This is a genomic window from Pseudomonas sp. HLS-6 TE3448, from assembly GCF_053629555.1.
In genome coordinates this window covers 2,167,456-2,185,670 of the sequence record NZ_JBRJIO010000001.1, presented here as the reverse complement: position 1 = coordinate 2,185,670, position 18,215 = coordinate 2,167,456, and the positions used below count along the sequence as shown (strand labels likewise).

The following is an 18,215-nucleotide window of genomic DNA, read 5'->3' as shown; positions in this document are numbered from 1 at the left end:
TGGGCTATCACGCACTGCAACACCGCCCTGTCACACACCCAATTGGCTCCCCAGACGATATTGATTGTTCCCCGAGCGCTTGGCGTCATACATCGCCAGGTCTGCGGTGTGGATCAGGTTATCCATACTCGTGGCGTGGTCGGGAAATACCGCCACACCCAGGCTGGTGCCGATCACACACGTTTCACTGGCAATCTCCATCGGCATTGAAAGTGCCCGGATAATCATTTCGCAAAGCACATGGATTTCTTGTTGTATGTTCAGGTCGGACGACAAACCTTCGAGCACCAGCACGAACTCATCGCCCCCGATACGTGCCACTGTATCGGCCGTACGCACCAGATTCTTGAGGCGCTTGGCCGTGCTAATCAGGACCTGATCACCTGCCGCATGACCGTAGCTGTCGTTGATCGCCTTGAAGCCATTGAGGTCGAGAAAAATCAGCGCCACTCGGGTGCGTTGGATGCGTGCCTGCTCGAGTGCCGCCGACAGCCGCTGCTCAAGGACCAGGCGGTTGGCCAGGCCAGTCAGCGCATCCTGATGGGCCATGCTGTGCAGTTGGTTGGCCCAGGCTTTTTCTTCGGTGATGTCGCGTACCACCCCCATCATCTTGATGGCTTTGCCGTGGGCGTCCTTGATCACATTGCCGGTCTCGCGCAGCCAACGCACCGTACCATCGGGCCAGATCACCCGGTACTCCTCGTCATGGTTTTCGCCGGTTTCAATGCAGCGCAACTCACCCGCCCTGACCTGCTGACGGTCGTCCGGGTGGACACTGTTGCAGAAGTGTTCATAACTGGGGGTGATCTCGCCCACCTGATAGCCGAACATGCCGTAGATGGCTTCAGACCAGTACAACTGCTCGGTGTCGACATCCCAGTCCCATGTGCCGATACGGGCAAAGTACTGGCTGCGTTTGAAACGCTCGATGTCATCAGGGAGGATGTCACGCGCTTGGGCACATTGGCTGCAAACGCCCGGCGGCGAGCCCGCCAGTTGCGCCTGAAGCTCAGCCAGGCGAGCACTCAGGTCGCGCTCGCGGTGCAGCGCACGGCGCCACACTATCAGCAGCACCACGATGCCAAGGCACATCCAGAGAAGTAGCACGTTCAGGACTGCCGTCATGACAGCGGGGCACTCGATAATAAATGGCTAATCGCCATCTTAATCGAAGCAAGTTGTACACAAAAGCCTGCTAACCCGATGGTCCGTTTCGGTGAGGCGGGAACTGGCGAGCCTGATCGACTCGCCAGATCCACGCCGGTTCTACTAGCGGGTAAAGACCTGGGCCGTGGTGATTGCCATGTCACCCCCCGGCAACTTGATCTTGCCCAGCGGTTTCAGGCTGTCGGCATCGAAAATCGCCACATCGTTGAAGGTACCGGCCAGGTAGATCTTGCTGCCGGCCTTGTTGAACGAGATGCAGTAGTAGGAGTGATCCAGGGTGGCTGCCTGGAGCATTTTCTTCTGCTTGATGTCGTACTTGGCCAAGCGGTTGAGCACGCCAAAGACCAGGTTAGGGTCCTTGGGCGACACCATGCCACTGAAGTAGATCTCGGTCAGCGGGCCAAAGTCGACGGTCTTGGTCTTGCCGGTGGCCAGGTCGATGTTGAAGAAGCCGTAAACATAGTCAGCGGTTGCCGGGTCTTCCTTCTTGTCCTTGAACTTGGCGGCCGTGTAGAGCAGCGAGAAATCATGCCGGTAGGTCTGCTGGTTCCACACGTAGAGCACATCCGGGGCGCTGTACAGCGGGCGCTTCCAGTGTCGGCTCGGCACCAACACGTCGAACTTGCCGGTCTGCACGTTGACCTTGTAGATGTCCGGCCCGGCGATGTACAGGCTGCCGTCGTCACCGGTCTGCATGATGGTCAGCTGGCGTGGCGCCGGGAAACTGCGCACGGGCTTGGCACTCATGCCGGCGTTGGTGGCGTAGACATCCAGGCGCGGCTGCTGCACTTCATAGCGATCGTTGAGCATCCGTGTCGGGTTGGCGACGGTGTACAACTCCTTGCCATCATGGCTGACAGTGAAGGAAAACATTGAACGGGCCTTTTCCCCCGGTTGCTGGGTAATGCTGGCATGGAACACCTGCTTGCAGGTGTCCAGCTCGACCCCATAGATGTCGGCGTAATGGTTGTTCAACACATAGGCAATTGTGCGGTCTGGCGACAGCTGCACGGTGCCCGGCCCAAAGGCGTCCGGCATCTGGCAGGTCTTGTAGAGGCTGTCGGTGGCCAGGTCGAGAATGTGCAGGTTGTTCGGGTAGTTGGTGGTGACCATGTACTCGTGGCCACGGTTGAGCGCCTTGCCCTCGTCGGCCAACAGTGGCCCGGAGCAGGCGCCAAGCACCAAAATGGCGGCCAGGCCGCGCGTTGCAGTCTGAAGCATGCGGGTATCCCTCTTGTTCGGCTGGGGGCTCATTTGTCTTCCGGGAACACGGTCCCCAGGTTGCGCCAATTGTCGTTGGAGGCCTGGGCGTCTTTGTTCCAGTCCGGGTAGGTGCTCATCATGTCCGGCACCTGGGCCGGCCACCAGCAAGGGTCAGAGCAACCATACAGGTCTGATTCCATCGGTTGGCACAGCGACGAAACGCCACCGAAGGCATCGATTTCCCAGCCCGGGTCCGTGGTCGAGGCACACCCGGCCACCGAGTTCATGGCCACAACCTCTTCAATGCGGTTCTCGTCGGCAGCCTGTTCGAGCTTGAGCGCTTTGTTATTGATCGGCTTGAGATGCTTCATGTCAGTGGACCTTGCGCGGAGTGATGTAGCGGCTGATGAAGGCCGGGTTCTCGGCCATGATCCGGCTGTAGACTTCGATGCCGAAGTCCACCCAGTCACGCATCAGTTCGCAGTAGTGATAGGTCGGATGAGCGGGGTCGCCATAGCGGGCGTAACTTTCGTGGTAGCAGCCGCCTGAACACAGGTTGCGAATGCGGCAGCTGTCGCACCCGGTGTTGGTGCGGTCCAGGCGCTGTGAGAGAAAGTCGTTGAGTTCGACCTGCTTGACCCCGCTGTGGACGTTACCGAACGTTGGCAACGACGAGCCGGTGAAGCGATGACAGAGGTTCAACTCCCCCTTGTGATCGACCGCCAGCATCTTCAGCCCGGCCCCGCAAGGCAGCGCCTTCTTGTGCCCTTCATGAATGTCGGTGATCAACTGGTGCAGGTTGGAGAAACCGATGCTTCGGTGCTCCAGCGCTGCCTCCAGGTAACGCCGCCCGAGGGCTTTCATGTTGGCGAACACCTGTACCAGCTCTTCGCTACTCAGGTTGTAATCGCTGATATCGCCAGAGGTCACCGGCGCAAAACCGACCTCCGCAAAGCCCAGTTCGTTGAACAGGTGGTTCCAGATCGTTTCGACATCGGTGACGCCCCGGGTCAGGGTGACACGGGCGCCGACCGGGCGGCTGTCATAGCGCGACAGCAACATGTCGACCTTGCGCCGAACCACATCGTAGGTGCCCTGCCCACCGACCGTGATGCGATTACGATCGTGCACGGTCTTCGGCCCGTCGATACTCACCGACAAACCGAATCGGTGGGCATTGAGGTAGTCGACGATTTCTTCGGTGAGCAAGGTGGCATTAGTGGTCATGACGAACTCGACCCGCTTGCCCGCCTCACTGAAACGCCGCTCGCAGTAGTCGACCATGTACTCGATCAGCTTGCGGTTGCTCAGCGGCTCGCCGCCGAAGAACACCACGGTGTAGACCGACTCGTCCGGCGACTCCTTGAGCAGCATTTCCACCGAGGCTACGGCGGTCTCGACATCCATCCGCTTGCCTTGCGAAGGCTTGTCCAGGTCCTCTTTGTAGCAGTAGGTGCAGCTCAGGTTACAGCCGGTGTTGACGTTCAACACCACCGTGTTGATCGCCGTGCGCTCGACCCGCCTGGTCGCCACTTCGGGGGTCAACGGCGAACCGTCGCTGACCAGTTCCAGGGCGATCAGCTCGCGCAGGGTTTCATTGATTTGCTCGCCGCCAAAACGCGGGGCCAGGCGCTGCTGCAGCGTTTCGCTGGAACAGCCCTCACCGCGCAGGACGTCGATGATTTCCCCGGTCAGCGCATCGCTGGCGAACAGCGAGCTGCTGGGGATATGGAACAACATGCGTGCGTCATCAACCTGCACTTCGTGCAGGTTGCGCTCCACCAGGTTCAAGGTAACGCCCATCGCAACCTCCTCAAGCGGGGCCGGGCATTGCCGGCCCCCTTTTCATTCCGCTGATATGGCTGGGGTAACAGGCCCGTATCAAGGAATCGGTGGATTGTTCCAGCGCTGAACAGTGACGATCAGATGCCCCTCACCCGTGTGGGCTTTGCCTGCATCGTCCACCGCCGCAATGACCTTGAGGTTGCCGGCGTTGTTGGTCGACATCTTGCGCGCCGGGTTTGGCCCGGCATCGCCTGGGGTGAACACACCCGCATCAGCCTGCATGCTGCCGGCAAACTTGACGTCTTCATCCTCGCGGGCACGGTCATCAAACGGTTCGACCTTCCATTGCGCCGGGAACACACCAATGCGGTAGGCCTTGCCGTCCGCGCTGCGGCCCCAGGCTTCGGCGTCGAAGCGGCCCTGAACCTTCGGTGTCGAACCACCGTTGTCACCGATACGTGCCACCGAGAACTCCGGCACCACCTTGACCTCGGCAATGTCGCGGTACACCGCCAATTGCTGGCCCTTGAGTGCACCGACAGTCACCTCGCGCAACCCTGCCGGAGCATCGGCCGCAGCCTTGAGCAGCACGCGCACACGCTGCGGGCTCTGCTCCAGCACCTTGAGCACTTCAACCCCCTTGCCGAACGATGGCGTACCGTTCAGGCCGCTGCCGATGAGGCTGACTTCGGTTTCGCTGCCGGCCTTCAGGTAACCCGGCTGAACCGCCAGCAGTTGTGGGTGATCGTGCCGCGCGGCGATAAAGTCCAGGCCACGCTCATCGTGCGCGGTCTCAAACATCCGGCCCTTGAGCTGAGCGCCATTGGCAGCAAACACCTGGCGCATTTTCACCCCGTCGATATCGACGTTACCGCGCCACTCATAACCGCTGTAGAGAATGGCCGTGCCCTGGCCCTTGAACGGGCTGCCATCGGCGTACTGGCCATCAACACTGAGGGTGAAATGATCGCCCTCGGCAGCAGTGACCTTCATCACCCCGTTAAGCTCGCCCTTGCCTGGCAGGTGGCCGCTGAACGTCCAGTCACCGACCAGGGCCTGAGCCTTGGGCATCGACTTTTGCCAGTCGGCCCAGGCCTTGCTGTCGAGCGGGTAACGCTTGGCCAGCAATGGCACCATTTCCTTGCGGGCCAGGTCGAACCAGTCGCGGTCGCGAGACAGTGCCTGATACTCCAGCGACGGCCACTGGCCGAGGTGGAAGTTCACCAGGTGCTCCCACTCCTGCGCAGGGCGACGCTGCAAGGCCACCCGTGCCCCCGAGTGGCAACGGCCACACATCTGCTTGGTCTGGTCGTCGAACTGCTCGACGGTGTTCAGGCGACGCTCCAATGCATAACGCACACCGTCGGTTTCGCTGGGTGCCAGGCCTTGGTTGTCGGCCAGGTACTTGACCAGGGTGCGGCGATCTTCATCGCTGATCTTCAACTGGTGCATGGTCTGCATGCGCGCAATGCTCATCAGCCACCCCTCGGGGGTTTTGCGCTGATGGCTGATGCGGCTAAAGGCATTCTCACCCTCAGGCGTATGGCAACCCATGCAGGTTTCCTTGAGGATGGCCTGGGCTTCGCGTGCCTGGCTGGTCTGGGGCTGCAAGGCAAGGCTTACCGCCAACGCCAGCAGGCCACCGGCACTGGCGAACCGGAATGTTCTCTTCATCGATGTCTGACCTCCCACGGGGCTTATTCTTATCGTTGTTTTTTAGTGGTCTCTTCCTGCCGGCCGGGATGGATCAGGCAATGCACAGGCTGAAGAGGTACTGTCAGTAGCGATACATATTGCATGCCAAGAACTCAAAACCCCATTCCTACAGGGCTTCCAGCACTTCTACCGCTTGCGCTGCGTTTAATTTCGCGACAGCTGTAGCACTCTGAGACGGCGCGACAGAACGGCTTGCACTTTACCGTTCTGGCACAAAATGCCATCATTGAGCCACTTTCCATCAGGGCTCCCACGCCCTGCATGTCATAAAAAACCATCATAAGACAAGCACCTCTCGCGTGACTCGACGGTGCGTTGCATCACCCCTTGCCTGCACAACCTGACGACGCCGTGGTCTACCACCCTAAGAGCGCCGCATTGACGCTGGCCTGCGAATGGCTTCGCAGGTCGCGCTTGTTGCTGCCACAAGGAATACACAGATGCTCTTGAGAACGATGAAAATTTCCCGCCGCGCGGGCCTTGGCTTTGCCTTGATCGCGCTGATGGCGCTGCTGCTCGGAAGCTTCTCGCTGCTGGAAATGCGCCGCATGAACGAACAGTCGCGTGTGGTTGATCGCAACTGGCTGCCTTCGATTCTCGCCCTCAATGACACGGCTCTGAGCGTATCGCGCATACGGACAATCACCCTGCGCCTGCTGACCGTACGCACCGACGAGGACATGCGAAGCAACCTGGAACGTCTCACTGAGCTCAAGCAACAGCTGCAAACTCAACAGCACAACTATGAGCAGCTCATTAGCCTGGACGAAGAAAAGGTCGCCTACGAAGGCTTCCAGCGCGCCAAGGCGCTGTACATGACTGAGCAGGAAAAACTCAGCGCGCTGGCGCAGCAAGGGCATCAAGACCAAGCCATTGATGTTGCCAACGGCAGCCTCTATGAACATGCCGATGCCATGGTCAAGGCCTTGATCGTACTGATCGACCTGAACAAACAAGGGGCCAAGCAGGCCTCGCTGGAAAGCGACACGGTATTCAGTAATGCCAGCGAACTGGTACTGACCATGATGATTGTCGCCGTGCTGCTGACGATCGTGCTCGCTGTGGTCCTGACCCGCAGCATCGTGCGCCCGCTGAGCCAGGCCGTGAGCGTCGCCGAAGTGATCGCCAGTGGCGATCTGTGCAGCGAAGTGACCGTGGTCGGCAGCGACGAACCGGCACAACTGCTGCACGCACTCAAGCGCATGCAGGCCAGCCTGCGCACGACCATTCAGCGCATCGCCGACTCTTCCAGCCAACTGGCGTCGGCCGCAGAAGAGTTGCAAGCCGTCACCAATGACTCCACCAAGACCCTGCTCCAGCAGAGCAACGAAGTGGAACAGGCGGCAACGGCGGTCAACGAAATGACCACCGCGGTCGAGGAAGTGGCCCGCAATGCGGTCAGCACTTCCGAGGCCTCGGGCGAAACCGACCAGACCGCACGCCATGGTCGTCAGCAGGTGCAACAGACCGTCGATTCCATTGGCCTGCTGGCCGAAGACGTCACCCGTACCTGTGAACAGGTTGAACACCTCGCCGGTGATGTGCGCAACATTGGCCAGGTGCTTGAAGTGATTCGTGCGATTGCCGAGCAGACCAACCTGTTGGCCCTCAACGCCGCGATCGAAGCGGCGCGTGCAGGTGATGCGGGCCGTGGTTTTGCCGTGGTGGCCGATGAAGTGCGGGCACTGGCGCACCGCACTCAGCAGTCGACCCAGGAAATCGAGTCGATGATCGGCACCATCGAACAGGGTACCGAGGGCGCAGTCAGTGCCATGCGCAGCAGCAATGAACGGGCACACGCCACCCTGGATGCCGCACTGGCCTCAGGCCATGCGCTGGAACAGATTACCCAGGCCATTGCCGCCATCAACGAACGCAACCTGGTGATTGCCAGTGCCAGCGAGGAGCAGGCCCAAGTCGCCCGCGAGGTAGATCGCAACCTGATCAACATCCGCGACCTGTCGATGCAAACCTCGGCCGGCGCCAACCAGAGCAACGCCGCCAGCCAATCACTGGCACACCTGGCCGTGCAACTGAACGGGCTGGTGGCACAGTTCAAAGTCTGACCCTGCAGCAACGCCCTCTGCGCAGGGCGTTGTTTTCAACAGGGCAGTTGTCGCGTCTCAACACTGTCTCAGTTTGAGACGCCAGAACCCGCCTCGAGCAGCCAAGCCCCCTGTTTTCAGGGGGTTCTTGAGCTTGGCACAAGGGTTGCGAATACCCACGGCATTCACTCACAAGAACGAGGTTTGCCATGTCCGCCACTGCCCCCCTGCTGCCTGCCGTTGAGGCGTTTCTGCAGCGTGCTCCCCGTATGTTGATCGGTGCCGATTGGGTTGAAGCCACCGACGGTGCGCTGATGACGCTGCGCAACCCTGCCACTGGCGAACCGTTGTGCCAGGTGCCCAGCGCCACACCAGCCGATGTCGAACGTGCCGTGCTCGCCGCCCGCAAGGCCTTTGACGACTCGGCGTGGAGCCGCACCCGCCCGCGCGAACGGCAGAACCTGTTGTGGCGCCTGGCCGACCTGCTGGAGCGGGACGCCGAGATCGTGGCCCAGCTCGAATGCCTGAACAACGGCAAGAGCGCCGCCGTGGCACGGGTGATGGACGTGCAACTGTCCATCGACTTTCTGCGCTACATGGCCGGCTGGGCCACCAAGGTCGAAGGCAGCACGGTGGATGTGTCGATGCCGCTGATGCCCGCCGATCAGTTTCACGGCTTCATTCGCCGTGAAGCTGTCGGTGTCGTCGGCGCTATCGTGGCCTGGAACTTCCCGCTGCTGCTGGCCTGCTGGAAGCTCGGCCCGGCGCTGGCAACCGGGTGTACGGTGGTACTCAAGCCCGCCGATGAAACCCCGTTGAGCGCCCTCAAGCTGGCCGAACTGGCCCTCGAAGCCGGCTACCCGGCCGGGGTCTTCAACGTGGTCACCGGCACTGGCGTCGTCGCTGGCGATGCCCTGACCCGTAACCCACGGGTGGATAAGCTGACCTTCACCGGCTCGACCGCTGTCGGCCAGCAGATCGGCAAGATCGCCATGGACAACATGACCCGGGTCACCCTGGAGCTGGGCGGTAAATCACCCACCATCGTCATGGCCGATGCCGACCTTGCCAGCGCGGCGGCGGGTGCTGCCAGTGCGATTTTCTTCAACCAGGGGCAGGTCTGCTGCGCCGGTTCGCGGCTGTATGTGCAGCGCAAGCATTTTGACAATGTGGTCGCCGATATCGCCGGTATTGCCAACGCCATGAAGCTCGGCAACGGCCTGGACCCCAGCGTAGAGATGGGCCCGCTGATTTCCGCACGGCAGCAACAGCGGGTGTTCAACTACATCGAGCAAGGCCGCAACAGCGGTGCCAGCATTGCCTGTGGAGGCGAACAGTTCGGCCCCGGCTACTTCGTCAAACCAACGGTCATCGTCGATGTCGATCAGCGTCATCCACTGGTGCAGGAAGAAATCTTCGGCCCGGTGCTGGTGGCGATTCCATTCGATGACGAGGCCGACGCCCTGCGTATGGCCAACGACAGCCCCTATGGTCTGGGGGCAAGTATCTGGTCGAACGACCTGGCCGCTGTTCACCGGATGATCCCACGCATTCGCTCCGGCTCAGTCTGGGTCAACTGCCACAGCGCCCTCGACCCGGCGCTGCCGTTCGGTGGCTACAAGATGTCCGGGGTGGGCCGCGAGATGGGCGCAGCGGCCATCGAGCACTACACCGAGCTCAAGTCGGTGTTGATCAAGCTGTAAGCCTCAGGGGCGATAGCCCTGACTGAGCAACCAGCTGCGGATCATCCGCGCCTGCTCAGGCTCCAGACCGGCCAGCACCTGCTCGGCCGGTTCGTGCTTCAGGCGCTTCACCAACGGTGCCACCGCCACGCCCTGTACATGCCAGATACCCATTGGCTGATCAGGGCTCACCACCAGCTCCACTTCATCCACCCAGCCATCCCGAAGCACCGGGCCGGCCTGCACCTGCAAGGCAGCAAAGTCTGCCTCACGGTGTGCGGGCGCCTGGTCGGGCCAGCAACTGCGAGCCTGCCAGAACGGCGCATCAGGCCATTGTTGCTCCTGGGCGTAGAAGTCTCGCCCATTACGGGCAAAGCGCCAGAACAGGTGCTCGACCCGTTGCTGGTGAAACTGCAACGCCAACGCCGCACGTTCAGGCCGTTGCAGCAGCGTGTTGATCACCGCTGGCGCCTGCAATGCCGACGACAGCGATTGAAAGATACCGTTGCCCGACAAGGGATCAACGGCCATCGCCGCATCGCCAACACGCAGCCAGCCCTCTGCGCCGGTCTGCCGGCTGAGAATGGCTGTGCTGCTGCGGGCATGCAGGTGCAGGTCGTGTTCCTCGGCGGCACCGAAAAAGCGACAGGCCATTTCCGATTGCTGACGCCGTGCACGGCAGTAGTCCAGCAGCGCGGCCTTGTCCGGCAGTTGAGTGCTGGCAACGTCGAGGGTCAGTTGCCAGTAGCAACGGCCATCCGCTTGGCGTGCCATCCACACCCAACCATCGGCGAAACTCTGCACCGCGCTGGCATTCGGGCCCGGTTGCCCTTGCCAGCGGTTCAACAGGCTCAGGGTTTCCGGCCCGCGCCAGGCCCTGCCCGACGACGCCTTGCTCGCCTGCGGTGCCTGTCGACCACGGGCCTCCACCAGAAAGTCAGCAACCACGGGCGCCGCACCTTCAAGCGTGACGCCCATCTGACCAGCGTCACGCTCGACACTCAGCACCCGCCCTTCGATCAGCGCTACCCCCGCCGCGTGCAGATCATCGCGCAGGCCTTGATCAAAGCGCGGTCGGTCGAGCAGGTATTCCAGGTTCTGCGCCGTGCGCTGCCCGTTCCACTGCACCTGCCGCTGCGAAGGCTCGCTGGCAGCGGCCAAGGCACGCAACAACCCCGCCCCACGCAGGCCTTCGAGTACACGCGGTGAAACGCCCTCAAGGGCCGCAAAACGGCGCCACTCACTGACCACGCACACGTCATGGCCGAGCCGCCGCAAGCCCAGGGCGACGGCAGCACCCGCCGGCCCGGCGCCCAGCACCAGTACCCGGCTCATGGCGCCAGCCGCCGTTCAGGGCCGTGATAGTGTGCCTGCTCATGCAGCCAGTCACGGATCCCTTGATTGCTGGCATCCGGGTGCTGCTGCAAGAATGCTGCGAGATGTCCGGTCAGGGCCGCACACCCCAGGCTAGCCCCCGACAGCCGCCCATCGGCACTGCGCACGCAAGCCCCCACATCGGCCTGGGCGCTGCCCAGCCAGCTCCACTGCTGCGGCAGGCAACGGGCATCGCCGGTCACCCGCAACACCCCAGGGTAGGCCGCTGGGTACACCGGTGCACCTTGCGCCGGGCTCGAAGCACACAGCAGGATACCGGCCTCCACCGCCAAGGCGCAGGCCTGGCGCAGTGCGGGGCGATCTTCGCGCAGCCCCAGGCTCAGGTTGATCACCCGCACCTGGCAGGCCAGCAGCCACTCAATGGCAGCGGCAACCTGCAAGGCACTGGTCACCCCACGGCCATCGAACACCTGCGCCACATACAAACGCGCCTCGCCAGCCCGCTCAAGGATGGCCGCAGATACCGCGCTGCCATGGCCCAGTGCATCTGCTTCAGCTTCGTGTTCAAGCAAACCGGCGTGCGCCAAGGCAAACCGGCGGGCAGCCACAGGCGGCTGCCCGCTGAGGTCATGGCCACTGTCGACCACGCCAATACGCACCTCAGGCTTCATGGCTCACGGCTCCAGTTGTGGATAACTGACCGTCAAACAATTCCAGGCGCAGATCGGCATCGGCCAGGGTCGAAGAACGGTGACTGATCAAAATCCGCGTACGCCCACGGAACAGCTGATCAATTGCGCCGATTACCTCACGCTCAGTCGCTTCATCGACCGCAGAGGTAGCTTCGTCCAGCACCAGAATCAGTGGGTCCTGAAGCAAGGCCCGGGCAATCGCGATGCGCTGCTTCTGCCCACCCGACAACTGCTGGCCGCGCTCGCCCAAGGGGCTGTCGAGGCCCTCGGGCAAGCTGGCGATCAGGCTGTCCAGTTGCGCCAGACGTGCAACCTCGGCAATGGCTTCACGACTGGCATCCGGCACGCTGTAGGCGAGGTTGTCGGCCAGGCTGCCGCGAAACAGCACAATGTCCTGGCTGACCACCGCGACCCGGCGGCGCAGCTCGAACAGGTCCAGCTCACGCAGGTCGCAGCCGCCCAGCACGATTCGCCCAGCCTGGGGATCGTAAAAACGCTGCAGCAGGTCGATCAGGGTCGATTTACCCGCGCCGGAAATACCACTCAATGCCACTTTGCAGCCTTGAGGAATCGACGCCTGTACCTCACGTAACAACGGCGGCCGACCGGGGTGGGCGAAACACACCCCCTCGAACTGCAAGTCGGACGTGCTCGGCATCGCACGGGGTGATGCCGGGTTGACCACGTTCGGCACCTCACCGCGCAGCTCCATCACCCGCCCAAGGCTGACGCTCATGCGCTGCATCGCCACGTACAAGCCGAGCAAGCTCTGCACAGGCCCCACGGCCATGCCCAGGTAGGTCGAAAAGGCAATCAGTGCGCCCAGTTGCCAGGTACCCTGCACCACCCAATAGCCGCCCACCAGAAAGGCGCAGGCGCGCGACAGCGAAGTCAGAGTACCGGGCACGGCTTGGGTGAAGAACTCAGTGACCTGCAAACGCAGCAGCTGCTGCATGTAACCCTGGCCGAGCCCGTCAAGGCGTCGCGCTTCACGCTGCTGCTGGCCAGCAGACTGAATGAACTTCATCGCTGGCAGGGTCTCGACCAGAAACGAAGACACATCCGCCGAACGCTCGCGCAACTGGCGCACCTCACGCTCGACCTTGCGCCGCATCCAGCGCAGCCAGAGCACATCCAGCGGGATCAACACCAACGCCAGCAACGACAGCTTCCATGACAACGCCAGCAGCATGCCCAGCGCGCAGACCAAGCCGATCACGCTGGACACGGCCGAGAACAGCGAGTCGACGGCAAAGCGCTGGATCTCGGCCACGTCACCGTCGAGCCGCGACATCAAGTCACCAATCCGCCGCTGGCCGTAGAAGGTCGGCGACAAGCCCTGAAGGTGGCGATAGATTTCATCGCGCAGGGCAAACAGAATGCGCCCGGACAGCCGCGTGTGCAGGTAGCGGTTGAGCCCCGACAGCAGCGTGCCGAGGATACCGGCCAAGACCATCACGCCGGCAATGGTGGCCAGGGCCGGGAAATTACGCGCCAGCAGGCCATCATCGATCAAGAGTTTGGTCAGCCACGGCTGCACCAGCACCAGCAGCGTGGCACACAAGGACAACCCCAGCAGCCCGGCAATCGCCATGCGCTGCGGCCGAACGAAGCCGTACAACCAGCGCAGGGACTGCTGCAAGGCTTCAGGGTCCTTGTGATCGATCAAACGGGCAAGCCAGCGCATCATGACTGCAACTGCTTGAACTTGCGGTAGAGCGTCGCACGGCTGATGCCCAGGTCTTGGGCGGCAGCCGAAACATTGCCATGATGGCGCTCCAACGCCTGACGAATCAGGGTCAATTCGTTGTCCCGTATCCGCCCACTGGCCTGAGCCGCTTGGGTGCCCCGCAAGGTTTCGAGCAGGTTGTCCGGCAGGTGTTCAAGGCCCAGTTCAAGCTCACCCTCCTCGCGCATGGCCAGCAAGGTGCGCACGGTCATTTCCAGTTGGCGGATGTTGCCCGGCCAGTGATAACCGATGAACAGCGCCGACAATTCATCGGACAGGTACGCCCCTTTGCCGCCGAGCTTTTCCAACAGGCTGGCAACCAGCGCCATGAGGTCTTCCCGCTCACGCAGGGGCGGCAGTTGCACGCTAATGCCATTGACGCGGTAGTACAGATCTTCGCGGAAGTGGCCTTCTTCGACCTGACGCTTAAGGTCGCGGTGAGTGGCGCAGATCAACGCAACATCCAGGTCCTGTTCTTCGGCGGCGCCCAACGGCGCCACCTTGCGCTCCTGCAGCACCCGTAACAGGCGAGCCTGCAAAGCCAGTGGCATATCACCGATTTCGTCGAGGAACAGTGTGCCGCCATGGGCCTGTTGCAAGCGCCCGACCACACCGCCACGCCGGGAACCGGTAAAGGCGCCCTCACGGTAGCCAAACAGTTCGGACTCGATCAGGCCCTCGGGAATCGCCGCGCAGTTGACCGCGACAAAGGGCTTCGCTGCCCGTGGGCTGGCCAGGTGCAGCGCACGCGCCACCACTTCCTTACCGCTACCGGTCTCCCCCAACAACACCACCGGCAACTCACCGACCAGCCCTTGGCGGGCCATGCGCAGGGCGCGGGCGTAGCGGCTATTGCCTGCACCCAGGCTTTGCAGGTCAGGATGTTCCATGTTCGGGCGAGGACTGCGCCGGGGCGTGACCGGCACGCTCATCGCACGCAGCGGCACTTGCAGGGTTTTGTAGAAAAATGCGCCCTTGGCGGTCTCGATGGCGTCGACGCGCCCCAATTGCAGGCGCGCCAACCATTGTTCCAAACGCATGCCCAGCAGGCTTTCACACTGTTGACCGACCAACTGGGGACGGGCCACACCCAGCAGTTGGCAGGCCTGATTACTGACGGCAAGGATCTGCCCGTCCAGCCCTAGGGCAACCAGCCCCTGCCAGGGCGAATCGAGAAACTGTCGGCGGCTGTGAAATGCCAGTACCACCTGGTCCGGGTAGCTGGTGTTGAACAAACGGCCTTCAATCTGACTGACTGCCAGCGCCAGCAGCGCGGTGCGATCCTGCACCCTGCCCAGCGGCCCTTGGCGGGTCAGATCGAGGACACCCAGCAGGTCGCCCTGCGGGCAATGGATCGGCACCGAGGTGCAGGAAAAATCACTGAGCCGCTCCAGGTAGTGTTCGCCACAATCGATCTGCACCGTACGCGCCTCAACCAGTGCGGTACCCAGAGCGTTGGTGCCACGTGCCGACTCACTCCAGCACGTGCCCGGCCTGATATCGCCGAGGCCTGCATGCTTCAGGGCGTCAGCCTGGCCTTCGATGGTCAGGATGGTGGCGTCAGCGTTAGCCAGGATGATCACACTGTCCTTGCCCTGGCGCGCACGCAGGTAATCGATTTCGGCAGTGGCTGCATCCAGCAACACGCGGTTGCTGGCCAGCAGCAGGTCGAGGTTGGCCGACGAACTCAAGTCGAAGTCGTGACGGCTGTTCAGCGGCACGCCATGGCCCAGGCTACGGCGCCAGGACGCATCGATTTCGGCACGCAGAATACCGTCGGGCAATTGCCCTTCCAGCGACAGCCGCTCCCGCGCAAGGCGAGCATCGAACGGCGGAACTTCAGTTGTTGTTTTTATTCTGTTCATGAGCTGCTCCGGATCGGATTGTCCGATTCAAGCAAGTCCCACGCCAAGGAAACGGCGAGGACACCACTCCTGCTCTTTTACGTTAACGTAAAGCTTGCTGCAATCACCAAGCATCGTTTATCGCTAGTTCAACAGGCCCAACGCCTTGGCGCGCGCCACCGCCTGAGTGCGTCGCTCCACGCCAAGCTTGCTGTTGATATGGCTGGCGTGGGTTTTCACCGTGTGCAGGGAGATGAACAGACGCTCGCTGATTTCCTGGTTCGAGCAACCCTGGGCGATCAGCTCCAGTACTGCCAGCTCCCGCGCACTCAGGGCCTCGCTGGGCGCCCCTGAGGTGTCGCTTTCAGGCACCGGCAACAAGGCCAGCAAACTGGTTCGAACCGGCCCGACAGGTTGCCCAAGCAGCTGCTCGCGCAGCCAGCCCGGTTGCTCGTTCAGCAGGATCTGGAAAGGTTGCAGTGTACCGCCCTTCGCCGCTTCCAGGCTTTGTACCAGCAGGCTGCGGGCTTCGCTCTCGCGACCGCCGGCCAGCTTCAAGGCCACTAACTGACACAACGCCATGACACACAGGAGTTGCCCGCCGTTGGCCTGCCCCCGCTCATTCAAGGCCAGCAAGCGCTGCTCGGCCTGCTCGTTGCGCCCCTGTACGCGCTCCAAACGTGCTTGCTGCAGCTCGATATGCAACGGCAACAACGGGTGAAACTCTGGTGCAGCGGCGGCCAGTTTGCCGCCATAGGTCTGCCCCAGGCGCTGCAACCAGGCGTCAGCCAGGTCGATGCGCCCTTGCGCCAACCACAGCTCACATTTGACCAGGGTGATCATTGCCAGATAGAAAATCGGTGGCACGTCCCAGATATGCATCAGCCGTTCGGCTTCGGCGAGCTCGGCATACGCCTCGGTAAAGCGTCCTTCACGGCCATCGAGCGTGGCGATCATGCAATGACCGATCAACACGCTGATGTCCCGACACGCCCGCGCCTCGACCACTCCCGCGCGCAAGCGGCTGCGACCCGCCTGGGGCTGCAGACGCGCGGCCAGCAGATACCCTTCGTACAGGGTCAAGCGGGCACGCGCCGCATACAGCCGCTGGGCCGAAAGCCCTTGCAGGCGCTGCAGCCCCTGGCGCACTTCATCCTGCGCCCGGAGTATTTCGCCACGGGCATGCAGCACGCGCGCCCGGTCGTAATGGGCCAAGGCCTCGAATAACGGGTTGCCCACCCGCTGGGCCAACTCCAGGGCCTCACGGTTCCAGCCACGTGCACGCCAGAAATCACCATCGGCAATCGCCAGGTTGGACAAGGTCGACAAACACACCAGCCGCTGCCCGTAGCGCTTATGCGGCAGGCTGCGCAGGGCCTCGGTGCAGTAGGCCAAGGTACGCGCGCGGTCACCACGCCCGCGGGCGATCACCCCACTCAAGGCCAGCCACTGAGCCAGCATCGATTTTTGCGCCGTGGCGGACGGCGCCGGCAGAAAGCGGCTCAGGTGACTGGCCAGCTCCTCGGCGGCATCCAGCTGACAGGCCAGCCCCAACGCCCAGCTGTACAGCACGATCAACCGTGGCGTACTGACCAGCAGGCTGTCGGGCAAGTCCATCTTCCAGCGCAGCAGCATGCCAACGTTCTGTTCGGCCAGCAGTTGCTCTTCCGAGAGGTTCTGCACCAGGTTGGCGGCTACGTCCAGATGCCCGGCACGCAGCGCCTGCTCGACAGCCTCATCGAGCAATCCCTGGCTGTGGAACCAGCGACAGGCGCGCAGATGCAGGCTCGGCAGCGGCAAGCTGGTCGGCCGGCTACGCAGCAGGTCGGAAAACAGGTGGTGGTAACGGAACCAACGACCGCTCTCGTCCAGCGGCACCAGAAACACCTGATGCGCCTGCAGAAAACGCAGAATGTCGGCGCTGTCATGGCTCTCGCGCAGGGCATCGCAGAGTTCACTGCAGAACCGCTCCTGACAGGCCGTATCGTAGAGGAACGCCTGGACCTCACTGGGCAGGCAGTCGATCACCTCTTCAAGCAGGTAATCACGAATCAACCCCTCCCCGCCATGCAGGGCTTGGGGCAAGGCGTTGTCGGTACCGGATTCGCTGGCTGCCAGCAGCCAGAATCGCAGGCCGGCGACCCAGCCGTCGCTGCGCTGGATCAGGTTGTCCAGGGCCTGACCGCGCAGGGCTGTGGGGTGCTGTACGAGCACCGCATGGGACTCATCCGGCGTCAGGCGCAAGTCTTGTTCGTTGAGCTCACACAACTGGCGCGACAAACGCAGGCGCGCCAGGTGCCAGTCGGGGCGCTGACGGCTGGTGACCAAGAGCACCAGCCCCGGCGGCAGATGGTTGAGAAAGAACTGCAGGCAACGGTCGAGCACCGGCCCCTGTACCAAGTGGTAATCGTCCAGCACCACCAACAGCGGGTTATTGGGCTGCAAATGCCGGCTAAGGTCATCCAGCAGGCCGTCGAGCCACTCCTCGAAAGCAAATGGCTGATGCCGCTGGCGCATTTTCAACAAGCCCAAGGCCTGGGCGCCCAGAGCCGGGCAGTAATGCTGAAGCCCTTCAAGCAGGCGCTCAAGGAAACGCCCTGGGTCGCTGTCGCGTCGGTTCAGGCTCAACCACAGGCTTTGCCAGTGCGCTGGCAGGCCCTGACAGAACTCCACCGCAAGCGAGCTTTTACCGAAACCGGCCGGCGCACTGACCAACAACAGGCGCCCGCCCAATCCGGCCTGCAAACGCTGGCACAGCCTCGGGCGCGGCACATGGGCGTCGGGCAATGGCGGACGATAGAAACGTCCCTCCAGGGCGCTGACGGCCAGGCTGGAAAATCCTTGCGTGCGGGACAGATCAGTCATGACCGGCTCGTTTTGGTTTGGATTGTCGGCAGAACGGATCAGGGCAGACTAACGGCTTACCCTGCACATTTGAAGACAATTGCCGCGTATTACCCAAAAAAGACTACAACAAAAAAAGTCAGTGCCCCGCGCGCACATCGCATCAGCTACCG

12 protein-coding genes are annotated in these 18,215 nt (G+C 62.3%); 2 read left to right on the top strand and 10 right to left on the bottom strand.

From position 1 onward, the window contains the following. Positions 1 to 30: 30 nt before the first annotated feature. From AB7M23_RS10060 to peaA, 5 genes are all read right to left on the bottom strand, one after another. Positions 31 to 1,107: a diguanylate cyclase domain-containing protein gene (locus AB7M23_RS10060; protein WP_454242164.1), complete on the bottom strand. Its 1,077-nt coding sequence runs from the start codon at positions 1,105 to 1,107 to the stop codon at positions 31 to 33. A gap of 162 nt (positions 1,108 to 1,269) precedes the next feature. Then, positions 1,270 to 2,388 carry a quinohemoprotein amine dehydrogenase subunit beta gene (gene peaD, locus AB7M23_RS10055; protein WP_065759129.1) on the bottom strand — a complete coding sequence of 373 codons (1,119 nt, stop codon included), beginning with the start codon at positions 2,386 to 2,388 and terminating at the stop codon, positions 1,270 to 1,272. A 29-nt stretch (positions 2,389 to 2,417) separates the two neighbouring features. Next, positions 2,418 to 2,741: a quinohemoprotein amine dehydrogenase subunit gamma gene (gene qhpC, locus AB7M23_RS10050; protein ID WP_065759130.1), complete on the bottom strand. Its 324-nt coding sequence runs from the start codon at positions 2,739 to 2,741 to the stop codon at positions 2,418 to 2,420. A 1-nt stretch (position 2,742) separates the two neighbouring features. Further along, positions 2,743 to 4,173: a quinohemoprotein amine dehydrogenase maturation protein gene (gene peaB / locus AB7M23_RS10045; protein ID WP_102051863.1), complete on the bottom strand. Its 1,431-nt coding sequence runs from the start codon at positions 4,171 to 4,173 to the stop codon at positions 2,743 to 2,745. Between the two features lie 78 nt (positions 4,174 to 4,251). Continuing rightward, complete coding sequence (gene peaA, locus AB7M23_RS10040; protein WP_454240733.1) at positions 4,252 to 5,829, bottom strand: quinohemoprotein amine dehydrogenase subunit alpha; 1,578 nt, start codon at positions 5,827 to 5,829, stop codon at positions 4,252 to 4,254. A gap of 482 nt (positions 5,830 to 6,311) precedes the next feature. On the opposite strand from peaA, the gene AB7M23_RS10035 reads away from it, so the two are divergent. Together AB7M23_RS10035 and AB7M23_RS10030 are read left to right on the top strand one after the other, a co-directional pair. Further along, positions 6,312 to 7,937: a methyl-accepting chemotaxis protein gene (locus tag AB7M23_RS10035; RefSeq protein WP_454240732.1), complete on the top strand. Its 1,626-nt coding sequence runs from the start codon at positions 6,312 to 6,314 to the stop codon at positions 7,935 to 7,937. Positions 7,938 to 8,125: 188 nt separating this feature from the next. Then, positions 8,126 to 9,619: an aldehyde dehydrogenase family protein gene (locus tag AB7M23_RS10030; RefSeq protein WP_102051860.1), complete on the top strand. Its 1,494-nt coding sequence runs from the start codon at positions 8,126 to 8,128 to the stop codon at positions 9,617 to 9,619. Positions 9,620 to 9,622: 3 nt separating this feature from the next. Here AB7M23_RS10030 and qhpG read toward each other — a convergent pair whose 3' ends face one another. The 5 genes from qhpG to AB7M23_RS10005 all read right to left on the bottom strand — a co-directional run bounded on the left by qhpG (position 9,623) and on the right by AB7M23_RS10005 (position 18,063). Further along, a complete protein-coding gene (qhpG, locus tag AB7M23_RS10025; RefSeq protein WP_454240731.1) occupies positions 9,623 to 10,933 on the bottom strand; it encodes a flavin-dependent monooxygenase QhpG in 1,311 nt (436 codons plus the stop codon). Next, positions 10,930 to 11,604 (bottom strand): subtilisin-like serine protease QhpE, encoded by a 675-nt coding sequence (gene qhpE / locus AB7M23_RS10020; protein ID WP_454240730.1) that lies wholly within the window; start codon positions 11,602 to 11,604, stop codon positions 10,930 to 10,932. Before qhpE ends, qhpG begins: the two co-directional genes overlap by 4 nt. Further along, positions 11,594 to 13,315 (bottom strand): ABC transporter ATP-binding protein, encoded by a 1,722-nt coding sequence (locus tag AB7M23_RS10015; RefSeq protein WP_330521934.1) that lies wholly within the window; start codon positions 13,313 to 13,315, stop codon positions 11,594 to 11,596. The genes qhpE and AB7M23_RS10015 overlap by 11 nt, the downstream gene beginning before the upstream one ends. Then, on the bottom strand, positions 13,312 to 15,219 hold the full coding sequence (locus tag AB7M23_RS10010; protein ID WP_454240729.1) for a sigma-54-dependent Fis family transcriptional regulator: 1,908 nt from the start codon (positions 15,217 to 15,219) through the stop codon (positions 13,312 to 13,314). The genes AB7M23_RS10015 and AB7M23_RS10010 overlap by 4 nt, the downstream gene beginning before the upstream one ends. Before the next feature lie 123 nt (positions 15,220 to 15,342). Then, positions 15,343 to 18,063, bottom strand: a complete 2,721-nt coding sequence (locus AB7M23_RS10005; RefSeq protein ID WP_454240728.1) for a LuxR C-terminal-related transcriptional regulator — start codon at positions 18,061 to 18,063, stop codon at positions 15,343 to 15,345. Between the last annotated feature and the right edge of the window lie 152 nt (positions 18,064 to 18,215).

What these genes read in the sequence shown, in the direction of transcription:
- peaA (WP_454240733.1), bottom strand. Translation starts at nt 5,829, where the DNA reads ATGAAGAGAACATTCCGGTTCGCCAGTGCCGGTGGCCTGCTGGCGTTG.
- peaD (WP_065759129.1), bottom strand. Translation starts at nt 2,388, where the DNA reads ATGCTTCAGACTGCAACGCGCGGCCTGGCCGCCATTTTGGTGCTTGGC.
- AB7M23_RS10005 (WP_454240728.1), bottom strand. Translation starts at nt 18,063, where the DNA reads ATGACTGATCTGTCCCGCACGCAAGGATTTTCCAGCCTGGCCGTCAGC.
- AB7M23_RS10010 (WP_454240729.1), bottom strand. Translation starts at nt 15,219, where the DNA reads ATGAACAGAATAAAAACAACAACTGAAGTTCCGCCGTTCGATGCTCGC.
- peaB (WP_102051863.1), bottom strand. Translation starts at nt 4,173, where the DNA reads ATGGGCGTTACCTTGAACCTGGTGGAGCGCAACCTGCACGAAGTGCAG.
- AB7M23_RS10030 (WP_102051860.1), top strand. Translation starts at nt 8,126, where the DNA reads ATGTCCGCCACTGCCCCCCTGCTGCCTGCCGTTGAGGCGTTTCTGCAG.
- qhpE (WP_454240730.1), bottom strand. Translation starts at nt 11,604, where the DNA reads ATGAAGCCTGAGGTGCGTATTGGCGTGGTCGACAGTGGCCATGACCTC.
- qhpC (WP_065759130.1), bottom strand. Translation starts at nt 2,741, where the DNA reads ATGAAGCATCTCAAGCCGATCAATAACAAAGCGCTCAAGCTCGAACAG.
- AB7M23_RS10035 (WP_454240732.1), top strand. Translation starts at nt 6,312, where the DNA reads ATGCTCTTGAGAACGATGAAAATTTCCCGCCGCGCGGGCCTTGGCTTT.
- qhpG (WP_454240731.1), bottom strand. Translation starts at nt 10,933, where the DNA reads ATGAGCCGGGTACTGGTGCTGGGCGCCGGGCCGGCGGGTGCTGCCGTC.
- AB7M23_RS10015 (WP_330521934.1), bottom strand. Translation starts at nt 13,315, where the DNA reads ATGATGCGCTGGCTTGCCCGTTTGATCGATCACAAGGACCCTGAAGCC.